We start from the raw sequence: 16,355 nt of genomic DNA, 5'->3' as shown, positions 1-16,355 counted from the left end.
GTAACGATCAAGGAACGGCGAGGACACCCCTCGCCGTTCCCGAACGGCCCTGCGGCTTCAGGCACGTTGGAAGGCGAGCGCCACGTTGTGGCCGCCGAAGCCGAAGGAGTGGCTCACCGCGCGTTCGACCCGCCGGTGGCGGGGCTCCTTCACCACGCAGTCGAGCGGGAAGGCGTCGGGGAGGGAGTCCAGGTTGGCGATCGGCGGGACGAGGGCACGTTCCAGCGTCAGGACGGTGGCGACCGCCTCGATCGCGCCCGCCGCCGCGAGGGTGTGCCCGATGACGCCCTTGGGGGCGGTGACGGGCGGGCGGTGCGGGAAGAGCCGGGAGATGAGGGCGGTCTCCATGGCGTCGTTCAGAGCGGTGGAGGTGCCGTGGGCGTTGATGTGGTCGACCTCTCCGGCCGTCCACCCCGACTGGTCCAGGGCCGCCCGCACCGCGCGTTCGGCGCCGCGCCCGTCGGGGGCCGGGGCGGTGGGGTGGTGGGCGTCGGTGCTGGATCCGGCGCCGGTGAGCAGGGCGCGGGCCCGGCCGCCCCGGGCGCGGGCCGCCTCCGCCCGCTCCAGGACGAGCATGGCGGCGCCCTCGCCGAGCACGAACCCGTCCCGATCGGCGGCGAACGGCCGTGACGCGCCGGCCGGATCGTCGGTACGGGTGGAGAGCGCACCCATCCGCGCGAACGCGGTCACCACCAGCGGGGTCAGCACCGACTCGGAGCCGCCCGCCACCACCACGTCGCAGCTCCCCCCGAGCAGCAGGTCCCGCGCTACGGCGACGGCGGTGGCCCCGGAGGCGCAGGCGGTGGCGGGGGCGAGGGACGGGCCGCCCGCCTTCAGCGCGATGGCGACCTCGCCCGCCGCCGCGTTGGGGATCATCATCGGGACGAGCAGCGGGGAGACCGCGTCGGGGCCCGAGGCGGCCAGCCTGGCGGCGTTGTCGACGAGGACGGAGACGCCCCCGACGCCGACGCCCAGCACCACGCCGACCCGGCCGCCGTCCCACACCACCGGGTCGAGTCCGGCGTCCGCGACGGCCTGCCGGGCCGCGACGACGGCCAGTTTCACGAACCGGGCCATCCGCCACACCGAGCGGCCGCCGACCGCCGCGTCGAGGTCGACCGCGTCGGCCGCGCAGGCGAAGTCGACCGGGAGACCGGCCAGTTCCGGCTGCCGACGGGCGGTGGAGTGCCCGGAGCACAGCCCCTCCCAGAAGCTGTGCTCGTCAGCCCCTGCGGGTGTCACCAGGCCGATCCCCGTCACCGCGACGGCGGTGCCGGAACCTGCTCCGGTGCCCTGATCAGCGGACTGCGACATGCTGAGTTCCTTCCGTAGAAATCGTCGAATCGGTCTGCGGGGTCCCCGGCCAGCGGAGTGCGGCCGAGCCCCAGGTCAATCCGCCCCCGAACGCGGTGAGCAGCACCTGGTCGCCGCTCCGGAGCACCCCCCTCCCGGCCGCGTCGGCCAGGGCGAGGGGGATGGAGGCGGCACCGGTGTTGCCGACCCGCTCCAGATGGGTGACGCAGCGCTGCGGGCCGATCCCGACCCGGTCCGCGACGGCGTGCAGAATCCGGGCGTTGGCCTGGTGCGGCACGAAGTGGTCGACCTCGGCCGGGTCCCAGCCCACCCGCTCCAGCAGCGCCCGGCAGGAGCCGGTCATCCGCTCCACGGCGTGCTGGTAGACGGTGGAGCCCCGCATCCGGAAGTACGCGTCCCCGAGCGGGGACGGCTTCCCGCTCGCCCGGGCGCGGGCGCCGCCGCCGGGGACGGTGATCAGCTCGTAGCCGGTGCCGTCGCTGCCCAGGTCGAAGGCGAGCAGCTCACCGGGGTCACCGGCCTGCCCCGCCGCCACCAGGGCCGCGCCCGCCCCGTCGCCGAAGACGACTCCGGCGGAACGATCCTCCGGGTCGAGCCAGGTCGAGTAGACGTCCGCGCCGACCAGCAGGACGCGCCCGTAGAGCCCGGAGGCGATGAGTCCGTGGCAGAGGGCGAGCCCGTAGACGAAGCCGCTGCACACGGCGGCGATGTCCAGCGCCGGTACGGTGCCGAGCCCGAGCCGGGCCGCGAGTGCGGGCGCGGTGCCGGGGCAGAGGTGGTCGGGGGTGGCGGTGGCGAGGACCACCGCGTCGACGGGCCCGGCCGCCGGGGCGCCCGCCAGCAGCCGGGAGGCCGCCTCGTAGGCGAGGTCACCGGTGGCGGTCCCGGGCCCGGCGCGGTGCCGGCTGCCGATGCCGGTGCGGCGGCGCACCCAGGCGTCGTCGACGCCCCAGCCGGTCGGGAGCAGTTCGTTGGGGACCGGCTCCCCCGGCACCCAGCCCGCCACGCCTTCCAGTACGGCCGTGCGTCCGCTTCCGGTCGCTAAGGCGCGCTCGCGTCCCCGCGGCCCCGCCCCGCTGCCTGCTGCTCGTCTTCCCGTCACCCGCTGCCCCGATCCCGTTGTCGTACTGCGGCCGGTTGACGAACGGCGGGGCGCCTGGCGAGGATGCGTTCGACTGGGCCGAACGGGTCATGACGGGCTGTCAGTTACGGTCGAGCGCCTCCCTCAGCTCCGTCGTGTCGGGCGGGTTGGCACCGGCCCGGGAGACGGTGACGGCGGCGGAGGCCACCGCGTGGCGAGTCACGTCGGTCAGGGTGCCCCGGTCCACCGCCCGCAGCCGCTCCCGCGCTCCGGCGCCGAGGAGGCCGTGCGCGGCCAGGGCGTGGAGGGTGCCCGACATGAACGCGTCGCCCGCGCCCACGGTATCCGCGACCTCCACCCGTGCGGCCGCCACCGTGAACGACCCGCCGGGCAGCACGGCGAGGGCTCCGTCGCCGCCCCGGGTCACCAGCACGGCGGCGGGCCCGTGCTCCAGCCAGCGGGCGGCCACCTTCTCCGGCTCCTCCCCCGGATACAGCCAGGCCAGGTCCTCGTCGCTCGCCTTGACCAGGTCGCTGAGCCGGACGCACTCCTCGACCCGCCGCACGGCATCAACGCGTTCCCCCATGAGGGCGGGCCGCACATTGGGGTCGTAGCTGACGGTCGCCGTGGCGCGGGCGGCCCGCACGATGTCCAGGACCGTGTCCGCACCCGGCGCCACCACCGCTCCGATCGACCCCGTGTGCACATGGCCCGGGGCCGGTTCCAGGGCCGGCGGGGCGAGGGTCCAGGCGACGTCGAAGGCGTACGAGGCCTGCCCCGCCCCGTCCACGGTGACGGCTGCCGACGGGGTGGGGGCGGTTGCCCCGTCGGTGCGGACGGTGACTCCGGCGGAGGTCAGGTGGTCCCGGATGAGCCGCCCGTACGCGTCGGGGCCGAGCTGGGTGAGGAGGGTGGCCCGGTGGCCGAGCCGGGCGAGGCCGTACGCGACGTTCGCGGGGCTGCCGCCGGGGTGGACCCGGTCCTCCGCGTCCGGCAGCCGGACGATGTCGGCAACGCATTCGCCGACGACCAGCAGGTCGCTGTGGTCGGGCATGGGGGTGGATCTCCTCAGCTGCTGTGACGTGGAGTGGCGGCGGGCGGACCGGGCTCTTCCGCCGTCCTTGTGCGGGGGCGGACGGCCGGTGCGGCTCTCCGCCCCATTCAGCCCGATCCTGCCCCTCCGGCGGAAGCCACCCGGGCGATCGGGCACCGGCCGCTCACCGTTCGGACGCCGATCCGGCCACAACGGGCAGCGGGGAGGGCAGCCGCCCCTCCGGGGTGCCGGGGACCCTGCGCACCCAGAGCAGCGCCCCGGCGAGCGCGACTGCGGCGGCCAGCAGCCAGGGCAGCGGCCCGAGCGGCAGCAGGCCGAAGGCTATCCCCGCACCGGCGGCGACCAGTTGCAGGGCCAGCGACTGGACGGAGAGCGCGGTGGCCCGGCCCTGGGCGTCGACCCGGCGGTGCAGCAGGTCGTTGGCGTTGGGGGCCGCGACGCCCAGCCCCAGGTAGGCCAGCCCGAAGCCGGTGCCGGCGACCGCCGTGGCGAGGGCGCTCGTCGAGCCCGCGGAGGCACCGAGCAGGACCAGTCCCAGCACCGCCGCCCCTCGGCCCGCCAGGACCGCGCGCCCACTGCTGCCGGTCGACCGGGCAGCGAGCGGGGCCAGTTGACTGCCGAGGGCGGCGCAGACGAATCCCGCGCAGGCGAGCCCGGCGAAGACCGCGGCGCCCGACTCGGCCGTCCCCATGAGTGCGGCGGCCCGGCCCGGAGTGAGGAGTTCGAGCACCGCCAGGCCCGCTCCGGTGGTGCTCGCGGTCAGCAGGAGACGCCGGATCACGGTGTCCCGTCCGGCCAGCCGGAGCCCGGACCCGACGGCGACGGGCACACCGCCCAGGACCCCGCGCAGGGTGGCCCGGGGCCGGGGCGGTTCGGGCAGGGCGCTGACCACGTAGAGGACGAACCCGGCTGCGACCAGCGCCCCGAGGAGCGCGGGCACGGAGAGCGGGATGACGTGGCCGCCGGTCACCGCGGCGAGCCGGTCCCCCGCGCCGGGGACGCGGCCGAGCAGCCAGGGCAGCCCGCCGCCGAGCAGGGTGCCCAGTGCGAGGGCGGCCGAGGTGGCGGAGCTGCCGCGCGCCAGCCCCGTACGGAGGTCGGCGGCGGGTCCCGCGTGGGCGTGGACGGTATCGACGTACCAGGCTTCGGCGGGCCCGCTGGACAGGGCGCGGGCGCACCCCATGAGGGCCATGCCGAGCGCGATGGCCCAGGCGGCGGAGGCGAGGCCGAAGAGGGTGAAGGCGGCCACGTTGAGAAGGCCCGCGGTGGCCAGGACGGCGCGGCGCCCGACGACGTCGGAGAGGCCTCCGGTGGGCAGCTCCATCGCGGCGGCCGTGAGGGAGTGCACGGCGAAGAGGCCCGCGACGGCGGCGAGGCCCATGCCCCGGTCGGTGAAGAGGAGCACCCCGGTCGCGATGGACATGCCGATGGGGAGCCAGAAGAGGAACGAGACCGTGACGAACCGGCGGCGTGCGGTCAGCGGGTCCGGGATGCGGAGGCCGGGGACGGACGGGGGCGGTATCGGGGTGCCGGGGGTTCCGGTCGCCCCGCTCACGCGGGGCCCTCGTCGGCGGGGGCGGCGGAGGAGGACGGACCCGGGCCGTCAGGCCGCTGCGGGGCGCAGTCACCGGGCGGCCGTGGGGCGGAGGACCGGCCGGAGCCGTCGGACCGCTGCGGGGCGGAGCCACCGGACGGCCGTCGGGCGGAGGACCGGCCGGAGCCTCCGGACGGCCGTGGGGCGGAGCCACCGGTCGCGGCGGAGCCCTCCGCCACCGGCTCCGGCACGGGGGGATCCTCCGCCGACGCTCCTCCCACCGGCTCCGGCGCCAGCGGGAGCCCCGCCGTGAACACCACGACCTGCTCGGCACGCGGGTCGTCGGCGTCGCGGGCGGCCAGTTCGGCCGACTTCGCCGCGAGGACGTCCCACAGCTCGGTCAGCGACTCGGGGGTCAGCCGGGGCAGGCTGTCGCTCAGGCCCGCGGGCTCCTGCCAGGCGCTGTCGAGGCGGCCGCTCTCCAGGTCCGCCTCGTGCCGGGCCAGCGCCTGCTCCAGGTACTGGAGCTGGCGGCGGCGGAGCGCGGTGAGCGCGGCCCGGCCGCCGGGGGCGCGGTGCATGGCCTCGTTGCTCCACGAGGTGAGGGCATGCACGGACTTCCAGCGGCGCTCGCGGCCGTCGCGGTGCTCGGCCTCGGCGACGAACGCGTACTTGGCGAGGACCCGCAGGTGGTAGCTGGTGGAGGCGGAGGTCTCGCCCGTGCGCGCGGCCAGCTCACTGGCGGTGGCCGGGCCGTGCTGCCGCAGCAGGCCGAGCAACTCGATCCGCAGCGGGTGGGTGAGGGCCTTGAAGGCGGCTCCGTCGCGCTCGGGATCGAGGACGCGGCGGCTGGGTTCGCTGGTCATGGCAGCAGCGTAGAGCGGCCCGACCATTTTCCCAAAGTATTTTTGCAGAATATTTTTTGGAGACCGGGCGAGCCTCCTCGGTCGGGCGGACCGCGCCCCCGGGACGTCGATCACCTCCCGGCACCCGTCCCGGCCGGCGCGCTCGAAGGCGAGCCTGCGCCGGGACAGGCCGGACAGGGGCCGATCCGCTCGCCGTGGCCCAGGAACCCACCCACCGCCCCGCACCCCTCTTCCGGAGCGCACTCTCCAGTGATCGCTGCCACCAGCCTCCGCGGACGGAACGCCTAGCGCGCCCGGGCCGCCTCCAGCGCGTCCGCCACCAGGCCGAGGAAGCGGGCGTGGTCGCGGGGGCCGTACAGCGGCTCCGGGTTCCACGGCACGACGGGCACCGCGCCGCACTCCTCCCCGCGCAGCTCGTCGAGCGGGGCGGCGTGGGCGCGGATGTCGGTGAGGATCACCTCGGGACGGAGCGCGAAGGCCTCTGCCCGGTCGAGGGTGGACCAGTTGGCCCCGGGGCCCGGGGCCGGTTCCACCAGGCGGACGCCCAGCTCGGTGAGGACGCGCAGCTCGGGCCACATCGCGGGGCGCGCCACATGCGCCCGGTCGGGCGCGGCCGGGGAGAGGGCGACCACCCGGGGCCCGCCGGCCCCGCCCGCGGCGGCGGCGACCCTCCGCAGCCGCTCCCGGGCGGCGGCCAGATCGGCGTCCGCGTCGGCGCCGCCTCCGGCTCCGAGCGAGCGGGCCAGTTCGGCGAACCGTTCACCGATCTCGGTGAACGTGCGGGCCTGGCTCACATCGATGACGACGACCGGGACCCGCTCCTCCAACGGCTTCGCGGTCTCCGGCGCCAGCCCGTACACATGACCGCCGCCATAGCTCACGGTGACCACCAGGTCCGGCCGGCCGGCCAGCAGCCGTTCCACGTCCAGGGCGCCGCCCGCGCCGACGTACGCCACCTCGTCCAGCGGGAGCGTCCCGGTCTTGGCACGGTCGGGGCCGGGGCCGTCATGGTCGGAGCCGAAGATCGCGTGCGGCCGGATGCCGAGACCCCACAGCGTCGCCCCGGCCTGCACATAGGCGAGCACCCGCCTGGGCCGCCGCGGAGCCGTCGACAGCTGACCCCGGTCGTCGGAGAACCGCCATTCGCTCTGTTCCGTCACGTCACACACGCCCCTCTGCCACCGACCGCCGTACCGCTTGCGCGAGTTCGTACACGTGTACCTGCCCACCCCCTCCCCCTCACACCCCTCGGCCCGGCCCCGACCTTCGTACCGCCCGGTATCGGCGCGACGGGCGGCCGAGTTCACCAAGTGTTAGAAAGGTGTCACGCTCAGCAATCGCGAGCGCACCTCTCCGCCCGTCCCCTCCGGATGGAGTCGTCCCCCCATGCGCGCAGCCCTCCTGAAGACGGCTCTGGCCGTCTCCCTCACCGCCGCCCTCTGCGCCGCCCCGTTCCTCGTCGGCCGGTCGACGAACGCTCCGGCCGCTCCCCCGACGTCGGGGAAGGCGGCGAGGGCGGCGGCGTGTCCCATGGTCGATGTGCTGGTGGTCTACACGCCCAAGGCCGCGCAACGGGTCGGCGGCGAGCACCGGGTCCCGGCCTCGGCCCAGCGGATCGCGACCCGGCTGAACCGCTCGCTGGCGGCGGACGGGCTCTGCGGGACCATCCGGATCGTCCACCCGTACACGGCGAAGGGGTACGACGGCTCGGAGGAGTTCCGCGCCGCTTACGCCGTGCTCAAGGACCACACGTCGGGGCTCGGGCGCCAGGTGCACGAGCAGCGCGACCGGTACGGCGCCGACCTGGTGACGCTCGTCGTGGAGCGGGCCGAGCGCGGCGGCGGCACCGCGGACTACACGCCCGCCCTCGACAGCTCGACCCATGAGTACGCGTACGCGGTCGTCGAGGTCGACGGCATCGAGCTGGACTCGGCCAGCCACGAGATCGGCCACAACCTGGGCCTGGCCCACGACCGGACGACGCTGGCGTCGGGCGGCGGCGGGTCGATGAGCCTGAGCCGCACCCGCCCGTACAACACCGGCTGGATCACCGAGGACCGGCGCCACTACACCCTCATGGCGTACCGCGCCGCCTGCGGCGGCCCCTGCAAGCCGATCAGCCGGTTCTCCAGTGCGGAGGGGGTGTGGAAGGGCCACCGGCTCGGGGACGCGTCGAACGACAGTGTGCGGGTGCTGCGCGAGACGATGCCGATCGTGGCCGGATACCGTTCGAAGGCCTGACCGGCCGGGCCCGTCGCCCGGGACCGGGCCGACCGTCGTCCGAAGGGTCCCCGCCATGGACCGCATGCGCGCCGTGCGCCTGCACCTGCCCACCCGCACCCTCTCCGTCCAGGAGGTGGCGAAGCCGGTACCGGGGCCGGGCGAGGTGCTGGTGAAGGTGGGCGCCGCCGGGGTCTGCCTCTCCGACGTGCATCTCGCGGACGGCTCGCTGACGCCCCTGTATCTGGAGGGCGAATCGGTCACCCTGGGCCATGAGGTGGCCGGGACGATCGATTCCCTCGGGCCCGGGGTCGGCGGCTGGACGGCCGGGCAGCGGGTGGTCCTCCAGGCGGGCGAGCGGCGCGGCGGCCGGACGCATACGCGGGGGGTCGACTACGACGGCGGCTGGGCGGAGTACGCCGTGGCCTCGGCCACCACCCTGGTCGCCCTGCCCAGCACGCTCCCCCTGGAGCAGGCGGCGATCATCCCGGACGCGGTCTCCACCCCCTGGGCGGCGGTGACCGGCACCGGTGACGTGCGCCCGGCGCAGGCCGTCGGGGTCTGGGGCGCGGGCGGGCTCGGGGCGCACGCCGTGCAGCTGCTGCGGGCGGTGGGGGCGTACCCGGTGATCGCGGTGGACCCGCACCCCGCCGCCCGCGACCGGGCCCTGCACTTCGGGGCCGATCTGGCTCTGGACTCCGGCGACCCGCTCCTGCGCGACCGGGTGCTCGGGGCGACGGGCGGTGCCGGTCTGGAGGCGGCCTTCGACTTCGCGGGCGCGCCCCCCGTGCGGGAGCAGGCGCTGAGCGTGCTGGCGCCCAAGGGGCGGCTGGTGCTCGTGGGGCTGAGCGACCAGCCGCTGACGGTCGACCGCTCCACCCGCTTCAGCTACCTCCAGCACCGCATCCTGGGCCACTACGGCTCCGAGGAGCACCATGTGGCGCAGTTGGTGCGGCTGGCGGAGGGCGGGCGGCTGGACTTCTCCCGGTCGATCACCGACGTACTGCCGCTGGAGGAGGTGGCCGCGGCGGTGCGGCGGATGGAGACCAAGGAGGGCGCCCCGGTCCGCCTCATCCTGCGTCCGTGACGGGCTCCTTCTTCGGCCCCTCCTCCCGCTCCGGGCGGTCCAGCTCCACGTTGAACTGGGCTCCGGCGAGGAGGGAGAGGTTGGCGAACCAGACCCAGATCAGGAAGACGACGAGGCCGGCGAGGGAGCCGTAGAGCCTGCTGTAGCTGCCGATCTGGGTCGCGTACAGGGCGAAGAGCGCGGAGGCGGTGAGCCAGAGGAAGGCGGCCAGCACCCCGCCGGGCAGCCCCCGGCGGACGCCGCGCGCGGAGCGGGGTCCGGTGCTGAAGAGGACCAGGATCAGACAGGCGACCAGGCAGAGCAGCACGGGCCACTTCAGGATCACCCACAGGGTCTCGCCCTCGTGGGGCAGGCCGACGCGGCGGCCGAGCCAGCGGGCCAGGGGGCCGGTCAGGACGAGGGCGAGGGCGCTGGTCATCAGGAGGACGAGCAGGCCGACGGCCGAGACGACGATGATGTGCGCCTGGCGGAGCGGCGGCCGGTTGTCCCGTACGTCGTGCATGGCGTGCATGGCCCGCCGGAAGACGGCGAGGTAGCTGCACGCGGACCAGATCGCGCTGACGGATCCGGTGCCGACGAGCAGCCAGACGGCGGTGCGCTGCCCGGTCGCCGCCTCCAGCGGACGGCGCAGCGCCTCGCCGGATTCGGCGGGGGCGAAGGCGGTGATGTCCGCGATCAGGGCGGTGGTCGCGTCGGGGTTGGCGAGGCCGATCACGGAGACGGTGACGAGGAGTGCCGGGAGCAGGGCGAGGATCGCGTAGTAGGTGAGGGCGGCGGCCCAGTCGGTGATGTCGTCGTTCCACAGCGAGACCGGCGTGCGGCGCAGAGCGGTGAGCCAGTGGCGCGGCGTGCGGGGGCGCCCGGCGGGGGTGGTGGTGCGGTCCGCGGGGGCGGCGGTCTGGGTGGTCAAGCGGGTACTCCGGGGACGTGGTCGGACGCGGCGGGCGGGGTGCTCGTCCGTCGGACGCCCCGGCTTCCCTCGATCCTCTCCTGCCACCTCGACAGCCGGACACACCTGTCCGGTCCGTAGAAGTCCGCAGAACCCCGGCCGTACCTCCCGCCGTCGTCCGTCGTGGGCCGCCGTCAGTCGTTGACGGCCGTGAGGAGCACCACCGCGTCCTGGAGGGCCAACAGCCCGTGGCGCTCCTGCGGGATCGGGTGGAGGGTGCCGGCCGGGAGTTCCGCGTCCCCGGACACGGCGGTGAGACGGACCGTGCCGCGGAGCACCAGCAGGGAGGCGGCGGGCGGGGCGTTGTGCTCGTCGAGCGCGGATCCGGAGGTGAGGGCGATCACCGTCTGGCGCAGGGGCGGTTCCTGGATGAGGAGGTGTGCGCTGCGGCCGTGCGCGGAGGCCCGGGCGGCTGTCAGGTGCTCGTCGGCGAGTGCGTTGAGATCGTCCATGGTGCCCACTCTGCCGCAGGGCCCGCCGCCCCGCGATCCTGGAGGCGCCTCCCGCCGGGCGGGAGGCGCCTCCCCGTCGGCCCTGGAGCAGAGTGCGGGAAGGGTACGGCCCTGGATCCGCAGTCAGGAACACGTGGTTCCGCACGCCCTACGGCTTCTTCCGCGCGGTGGAGTCGGAGAGGCGCGGAGAACAGGAGACCGTCCGCTGTCCGGGCAACAGCCGGACAGGGCGGGGCCGGTGAGCGGGACGCCTGTCGGCCGCCGCTCACCGGCTCCGGCCTGCGGTGCGGGTCAGAGACCGCCGGTGTAGAGCAGCAGGTCGGGCGAGCCCTGGCCGAGGCCGGAGAGCACGTCGGGGGTGGCGGTCTCGGTCAGGGTGCGCGCGAGGGCCGCGGGCGAGGCCTCCGGGTTCTCCTGCTGGTGCAGGGCGGCGACCCCGGCGACATGCGGGCTGGCCATGGAGGTGCCGTTCAGGGAGACGGTGCCGCCGCCGAGCCGGGCGGAGACGATGTCGGCGCCCGGGGCGTAGAGGGAGACGCAGGAGCCCCAGTTGCTGAACGAGGTCTCCCGGTCCTGGCGGTCGCTCGCGCCCACCGTCACCACCCCGTCGGCCGCCGCCGGGGAGACGTTGCAGGCGTCCTGGTCCTCGTTGCCCGCGGCCACCACCGGCAGGACCCCCGCGTCGGCGACGGCCTCGACCGCCGCGTCGACCGCGCGCGAACGGGCCCCGCCGAGCGAGGCGTTCAGGACGGAGGGGGCACGACGCGCGGCCGCGTCCTTGGCCACCCAGTCGAACCCGGCCAGGATCCCGGCCCAGGTGCCCCGGCCCCGGCAGTCCAGCACCCGTACGTTGACCAGCGAGACGTCCCTGGCCACCCCGGAGGTGGAGCCGCCCACGGTCCCGGCGACATGGGTGCCGTGGCCGTTGCAGTCCTGGCCCATCCGGCCGTCCCCGACCGAGTCGTAGCCGCGCACGACCCGGCCGCCGAACTCGGCGTGAGCGGCGTCGATCCCGGTGTCGACGACGTACACGTTCACCCCGTCCCCCGTGGCGGTCGTGGTGAAGGTGCCGTCCAGCGGCAGGGCGCGCTGGTCGATCCGGTCGGTGCCCCAGGTGGCCGCGGGGGCCCGGAAGAGGCCGCCCGTCCGGGGTGCCTCGACTGCCACCTCGGCGTTCTCCTCGACGGCGAGCACCCCCGGGAGGGTCCGGACGGCCTCCAGTTCGGTGGCGGTGAGCGTGACGGCGAACCCGTGCAGGGCGTTCCCGTACGTGAACAGCGGGCGGAGCCCGAACTCCTCCAGGACGGTGTCCGGGGAGAGTTCGGGCTCCAGGGTGACGATGTACTGCCCGGGGACGGCCCGGACGCTCCGCTCCACCGGGACCCCCTTCGGTCCGGTGTCGGCGGTGGCCGGGGTGGTGGTGCCGATCAGTGGCGCGATCAGCAGCAGGGCTGCCGGGGCCCATCGGGCGCGCAGGCGCATGCAGGTCTCCTTGAGTGGGGTCGGTCGGCGGTACGGGTGTGCGGTCGCGAAGCGCGCGTACCCGGTCCTTCGTCCCCTCCCGCGCGGCGCCTTAACACGGGTTCAGCCGGACAGCGCAACGCCGGGTGTGAGTTCCAGTTCGGCCAGTTCCCGGTCGGGGTCGGCGGCGGGGTCGTGGTGCGTCCAGCTGCCGACGGCGACCTCGGCGGTGATGCCCGGGCCGAAGCCGGCGATCATGCCCTGCGCCGAGGGGGCCGCCCCGCCGTCGTCGAAGAGGCGGGCGAGCGCGTCGAAGACGACGGAGCTGGCGATGTTGCCGCGTTCGGTGAGGGTGGCCCGGCTGTAGCGGAACATCTCCATCGGTAGGTCGAGGTAGTGGCAGAGGTCGTCGAGGATGCGCGGGCCGCCCGCGTGGATGATGAAGAAGTCCATGGCCGGGACCGTCCAGCCGTGCAGGTCGACGATGTCCTTCAGGACCGGCGCGAGCATCTCCATGGTGCCGGGGACGCGCTTGTCGAGCAGGAAGTGGAATCCGGTGTCGCGGACGGCGTAGGAGATCCAGTCCTCGGTGTCGGGCACGAGGTGGGAGCCGTTGCGCTCCAGGCTCATGCCGGTGCCGCCCTCGCCCCGGACGACGACGGCGGAGAGGGCGTCCCCGAACAGGCCGTTGGAGAGCAGCGATCCGACGCCGATGTCGGTGGGCTGGTAGCAGAGCGAGCAGAACTCGCAGGAGACGATGAGGACGTTGGAGCCGGGGTAGGCGCGGCAGAAGTCGTGCGCCCGGTTGATCGCCGCCCCGCCCGCCGCGCAGCCGAGCTGGGCGATGGGCAGCTGCCGGGTCTTGGGGCAGAACCCCATGGTGTTGATGAGCCAGGCGGTCAGCGAGGGCATCATGAAACCGGTGCAGGAGACGTAGACGATCAGGTCGATCTCGTCCGGTTCGGTCTCGGCGTGGGCGAGGGCCCGCCGTACGACGTCGGGGACCCGGGACTTGGCCTCGGCCTCGTACACCTGGTTGCGGAGTTCGAACCCCGGGTGCTTGAGGGTCTCCTCGATGGGCTGGACGAGGTGCCGGGTCCGGACGCCGGTGTTCCGGATGAGCCGCAGGACCAGGTCGCGCTGCGGGTGCCCGTGGTGGGTCTCCCGGGCCAGGTCCAGCGTCTGCTCCATCGTGATGATGTGTTCGGGCACAGCGATGGCCGGTCGGCACAGGGTCGCCATGGGTTCTCCTCGTATCTGGGAGCGGAGGCTCTCGTCACCATGTGACGGGCAGGGCGAGCGGGTAGCGCCAGATGGACGTGGTGTTCCACCGGACGTCCTCGGGTTCGGCGTCGAGACGCAGCCCCGGGAAGCGGGCCAGCAGCGTGGCGAAGGCCACCTCCAGCTCCATGGTGGCGAGCGGTGCGCCCAGGCAGTGGTGGGCGCCCCAGCCGAAGGTCATGTGCGGGATGGAGGGCCGGTCGGGGTCGAGTTCGTCGGGGCGGTCGAACTTGGCGGCGTCCCGGTTGGCCGTCAGGTACGACACATGGACGATGTCGCCCGCCCTGATGGTGACCCCGCCCAGCTCCACGTCCTCCATCGCGACGCGCGGGATGCCGACGCCCTTGCGGAAGGGGATGTACCGCAGCAGTTCCTCGATCGTGCGGGGCAGCCGCTCGGGTTCGGCCTGGAGCGTCTTGAGCAGGTCGGCCCGGGTGAGCAGGGTGTAGGCGATGTTGCCGAGTTCGTAGGTGGTGGTGTCCTGGCCGGTGATGAGCAGGACCATCGCCATCACGGCGAGTTCCCTGTCGTCGAGCAGTTCGTCGCCGTCGCGGGCGGTGGCCAGGGTGCTGATGAGGTCCTGGCCCGGGGAGCGGCGGCGCTCGGCGGTCAGTTCGGTGAAGTAGCCGCGCAGTTCGGCCTTGGCCCGTACCGCGTCCTCCTTGCCCGCCGCGCCGACGGTCATCATCGTCATGGCGTGGGCACGGAGCCAGGGGCGGTCGGCCTCGGGGATGTCGAGCGCCTCGCAGATGGTGATGAGCGGCAGCGGCGAGGAGACCCGGGCGACGAAGTCGGCGGGTGAGCCCTCCGCCTCCATCCCGTCGAGCAGCCGGTCCACGACACGCTGGGTGCCCGCCCGCATCTGCTCGACGCGGCGCGGGGTGAAGCTCTTGGCGACCAGGCTGCGCAGCCGGCTGCTGGCGGGCGGGTCCATGAGGTTGATGGACTCGGCCTGGACGATCGGCTCCGGCGTCATCCGGGGGAAGTCCCGGCCGAGGACCGCGCTGCGGCTGAAGCGTCGGTCGGTGGTGACCGTCCGGACGTCCTCGTACCGGGTGACGAGCCAGGCCTCTCCCTCGCCGTAGGCCATACGGATACGGGAGACGGGTTCCTCGGTGAGCAGCTCCTTGAGCTGTGGGTCGAACTCCAGCTGTCGGGCGAAGTCGAAGGGACAGCTCCGTACGGATTCCTTCTCCTGCGCCGGGGCGTCCTGCGCCGAGGCGTGTCGGACCGAGGTGTTCTCCACCGAGGTTCTCCCAATGACCGGTTCGGGGGTGTCGGGGCGTCCCGGCTCCGGGCCCGGGAACAGACCTCCCCTGTGTCCCCCGTCGTCCCGCGAAACATGTCAGCCGTGGTCCGCAGTCAGCCGATCAGAGGGGGCGCACGCTCCCCCTGTCGTCCGAGCGGGTCGAGCGTTCCGGTCCGGTGGCCGGCGTCCAGGAAGGTGCCGGGCTGGTCGAGCAGAAGCGGATCGGTCTGCTGGGGGGCCGCGCTTCCCCGCTCCCGGCGGACGGCACGCGCGTCCGCCCGGCCTGGAACGTGGGTCCCGGCGGCCGGTTCGCCCGCTCCTCCCCGGTACGGGACCGGCCTCGACGGGCCGCACCGGGGCGTGCGAGGGGCGCGAGCCCCGGCCGACTGCCTCAACTGGACGTTTGTGCCGGGCGGTTACGTCCTTCAGGTGAAAGGGGGACGACTTCGGCCGTCCCCGCCCCTCTCCGGCCTGACAGTGGGTCCCGCCGACCGGGCATCGGTCGGCGGGACCGTACGGCGAAAGGTGACGGATTCATGACCACTGAGGCCGACCGGCGCGTGGCGCTCGTCTTCTCCCTGTTCGATGCCAACGCCAACGGAGTCCTGGAGGCCGACGACTTCGAGATCATGGCCGACCGGGTCATCCGGGAGGCGCACGCCTCGGACCCGGCGGCGAAGGACGCGATGCGGACGGCGTTCCGGCGGTACTGGCGAACCCTGCTGGCCGAGCTGGACGAGAACGGCGACGGGGAGATCAGCTTCGAGGAGTTCACCGCCTGCGTGCTGTCGCCGGAGCGGTTCGACGCGACCGTGGCCGTCTTCGCGGAGGCGCTGGCCGCGCTCGGGGACCCGGACGGAGACGGGCTGATCGAACGCCCCCTGTTCATGGCGCTGATGACCGCCATCGGCTTCGAGCCCGCCAACATCGACGCGCTCTTCGACGCCTTCGAGCCCTCGGACGGGGACCGGATCCGGGTGGAGACCTGGGTAGAGGGGATCAAGGACTACTACGCCCCCGGCAAGGCGGGTATCCCCGGCGACCACCTGACCGTCGGCACCGCCGTCTGACCGGTCGCCCGCGGCGACCGCCCAAGGCCCCCGCCCCGTTCGGCGGGGCCTTCGGCCGTGCGGGCCGGTCGGTCAGCCCGTGAGCAGGTCCGGGTCGTCCGCCAGGGCGGCCAGCCGACCCCCCGGGTCCGAAACGAGGCGGCGGGCGGTCAGGTCCAGGACGCCGCCGACCCCGGTGATCTCGGCGGCCACCGTTCCGTCCTCCTTGACGATCCGCTGCTCCAGGGTGAACGTCTTCCCCGTCCCGTAGTCGAAGCGGCAGGTGACCCGCACCCGCTCACCCCCGCGCAGCTCGCGGAGGTACTTCACCGTGACCTCCAGCGCCACCGGGCCGACCCCGTCCGCGAGCAGCTTCTCCTGCGGCAACCCGGCCGCGCGCAGAAGCTCCCAGCGGGCGTGTTCCGCGTACTGCAGGTAGACGGCCTGGTTCAGATGGCCCTGGGTGTCCAGCTCGTAGCCGCGCACGGTCACATCGACGAAGAAGGTCATGACCCAGCGAACGCCTCCGGGCTGCGGTCCATTCCTGCGGGGCAGCCCTGCCCGATCCCTTTACGCACCGGTGACTTCCTTCCCGCACGCGTACGTCCTGGACCTCGGCGGGAAGAACGCCGCGCCCGGGAGGACCGGCACGGCGGGCCCCTGTCTGCGGTAGCACACCCGCCGGTGTCCGAAGGGGCCCGGGGGCTCATCCCACGACCCGCCGCGCCAGGAGGTACTCCTCGCGGTGCAGCGGGTCG

Annotated in this window: 14 protein-coding genes and 1 pseudogene; 3 read left to right on the top strand and 12 right to left on the bottom strand. The window is 74.3% G+C overall.

The window, feature by feature from the left end:
- Positions 1-57: 57 nt before the first annotated feature.
- The 6 genes and pseudogenes from AC0682_RS20290 to AC0682_RS20265 form a co-directional block, all read right to left on the bottom strand.
- The gene (locus tag AC0682_RS20290; RefSeq protein WP_478534361.1) at positions 58-1,314 is read right to left on the bottom strand and encodes a beta-ketoacyl-[acyl-carrier-protein] synthase family protein; all 1,257 of its coding nucleotides are present in this window, start codon (positions 1,312-1,314) and stop codon (positions 58-60) included.
- Positions 1,298-2,416, bottom strand: a complete 1,119-nt coding sequence (locus AC0682_RS20285; RefSeq protein WP_478534359.1) for a beta-ketoacyl-ACP synthase 3 — start codon at positions 2,414-2,416, stop codon at positions 1,298-1,300. The genes AC0682_RS20290 and AC0682_RS20285 overlap by 17 nt, the downstream gene beginning before the upstream one ends.
- Positions 2,417-2,516: 100 nt before the next feature.
- Positions 2,517-3,449, bottom strand: coding sequence for a carbohydrate kinase family protein (locus AC0682_RS20280; protein WP_478534357.1), 933 nt, complete (start codon positions 3,447-3,449; stop codon positions 2,517-2,519).
- 163 nt (positions 3,450-3,612) lie between these two features.
- Positions 3,613-5,004: an MFS transporter gene (locus AC0682_RS20275; protein WP_478534356.1), complete on the bottom strand. Its 1,392-nt coding sequence runs from the start codon at positions 5,002-5,004 to the stop codon at positions 3,613-3,615.
- A 247-nt stretch (positions 5,005-5,251) separates the two neighbouring features.
- Positions 5,252-5,849: pseudogene (locus AC0682_RS20270) on the bottom strand (ArsR/SmtB family transcription factor); the annotation flags it as partial.
- Between the two features lie 284 nt (positions 5,850-6,133).
- The gene (locus tag AC0682_RS20265; RefSeq protein ID WP_478534355.1) at positions 6,134-7,009 is read right to left on the bottom strand and encodes an ABC transporter substrate-binding protein; all 876 of its coding nucleotides are present in this window, start codon (positions 7,007-7,009) and stop codon (positions 6,134-6,136) included.
- 226 nt (positions 7,010-7,235) lie between these two features.
- Between AC0682_RS20265 and AC0682_RS20260 the strand changes: the two genes are divergently transcribed.
- Both AC0682_RS20260 and AC0682_RS20255 read left to right on the top strand, forming a co-directional pair.
- Positions 7,236-8,090: a M12 family metallo-peptidase gene (locus tag AC0682_RS20260; RefSeq protein ID WP_478534353.1), complete on the top strand. Its 855-nt coding sequence runs from the start codon at positions 7,236-7,238 to the stop codon at positions 8,088-8,090.
- Between the two features lie 55 nt (positions 8,091-8,145).
- Positions 8,146-9,156, top strand: coding sequence for a zinc-binding dehydrogenase (locus AC0682_RS20255; protein ID WP_254813119.1), 1,011 nt, complete (start codon positions 8,146-8,148; stop codon positions 9,154-9,156).
- On the opposite strand, the gene AC0682_RS20250 is transcribed toward AC0682_RS20255, so the two are convergent.
- From AC0682_RS20250 to AC0682_RS20230, 5 genes are all read right to left on the bottom strand, one after another.
- The gene (locus AC0682_RS20250) at positions 9,140-10,066 is read right to left on the bottom strand and encodes a YihY/virulence factor BrkB family protein (RefSeq protein WP_254813118.1); all 927 of its coding nucleotides are present in this window, start codon (positions 10,064-10,066) and stop codon (positions 9,140-9,142) included. The two genes, AC0682_RS20255 and AC0682_RS20250, sit on opposite strands and share 17 nt — an antisense overlap.
- Before the next feature lie 173 nt (positions 10,067-10,239).
- Complete coding sequence (locus AC0682_RS20245; protein WP_254813117.1) at positions 10,240-10,557, bottom strand: cupin domain-containing protein; 318 nt, start codon at positions 10,555-10,557, stop codon at positions 10,240-10,242.
- A 291-nt stretch (positions 10,558-10,848) separates the two neighbouring features.
- Positions 10,849-12,039: a S8 family peptidase gene (locus AC0682_RS20240; protein WP_478534350.1), complete on the bottom strand. Its 1,191-nt coding sequence runs from the start codon at positions 12,037-12,039 to the stop codon at positions 10,849-10,851.
- Between the two features lie 102 nt (positions 12,040-12,141).
- Positions 12,142-13,275 (bottom strand): type III polyketide synthase, encoded by a 1,134-nt coding sequence (locus AC0682_RS20235; protein ID WP_302885889.1) that lies wholly within the window; start codon positions 13,273-13,275, stop codon positions 12,142-12,144.
- A 19-nt stretch (positions 13,276-13,294) separates the two neighbouring features.
- Positions 13,295-14,545 (bottom strand): cytochrome P450, encoded by a 1,251-nt coding sequence (locus AC0682_RS20230; protein ID WP_478534348.1) that lies wholly within the window; start codon positions 14,543-14,545, stop codon positions 13,295-13,297.
- A 539-nt stretch (positions 14,546-15,084) separates the two neighbouring features.
- Between AC0682_RS20230 and AC0682_RS20225 the strand changes: the two genes are divergently transcribed.
- A complete protein-coding gene (locus tag AC0682_RS20225) occupies positions 15,085-15,618 on the top strand; it encodes an EF-hand domain-containing protein (RefSeq protein WP_478534347.1) in 534 nt (177 codons plus the stop codon).
- A gap of 72 nt (positions 15,619-15,690) precedes the next feature.
- On the opposite strand, the gene AC0682_RS20220 is transcribed toward AC0682_RS20225, so the two are convergent.
- Positions 15,691-16,107, bottom strand: a complete 417-nt coding sequence (locus AC0682_RS20220; protein ID WP_478534345.1) for an acyl-CoA thioesterase — start codon at positions 16,105-16,107, stop codon at positions 15,691-15,693.
- Positions 16,108-16,355: the final 248 nt, after the last annotated feature.

It is taken from the genome of Streptomyces sp. NPDC043746, assembly GCF_056436485.1.
This window is presented reverse-complemented; position numbering and strand designations above follow the sequence as displayed.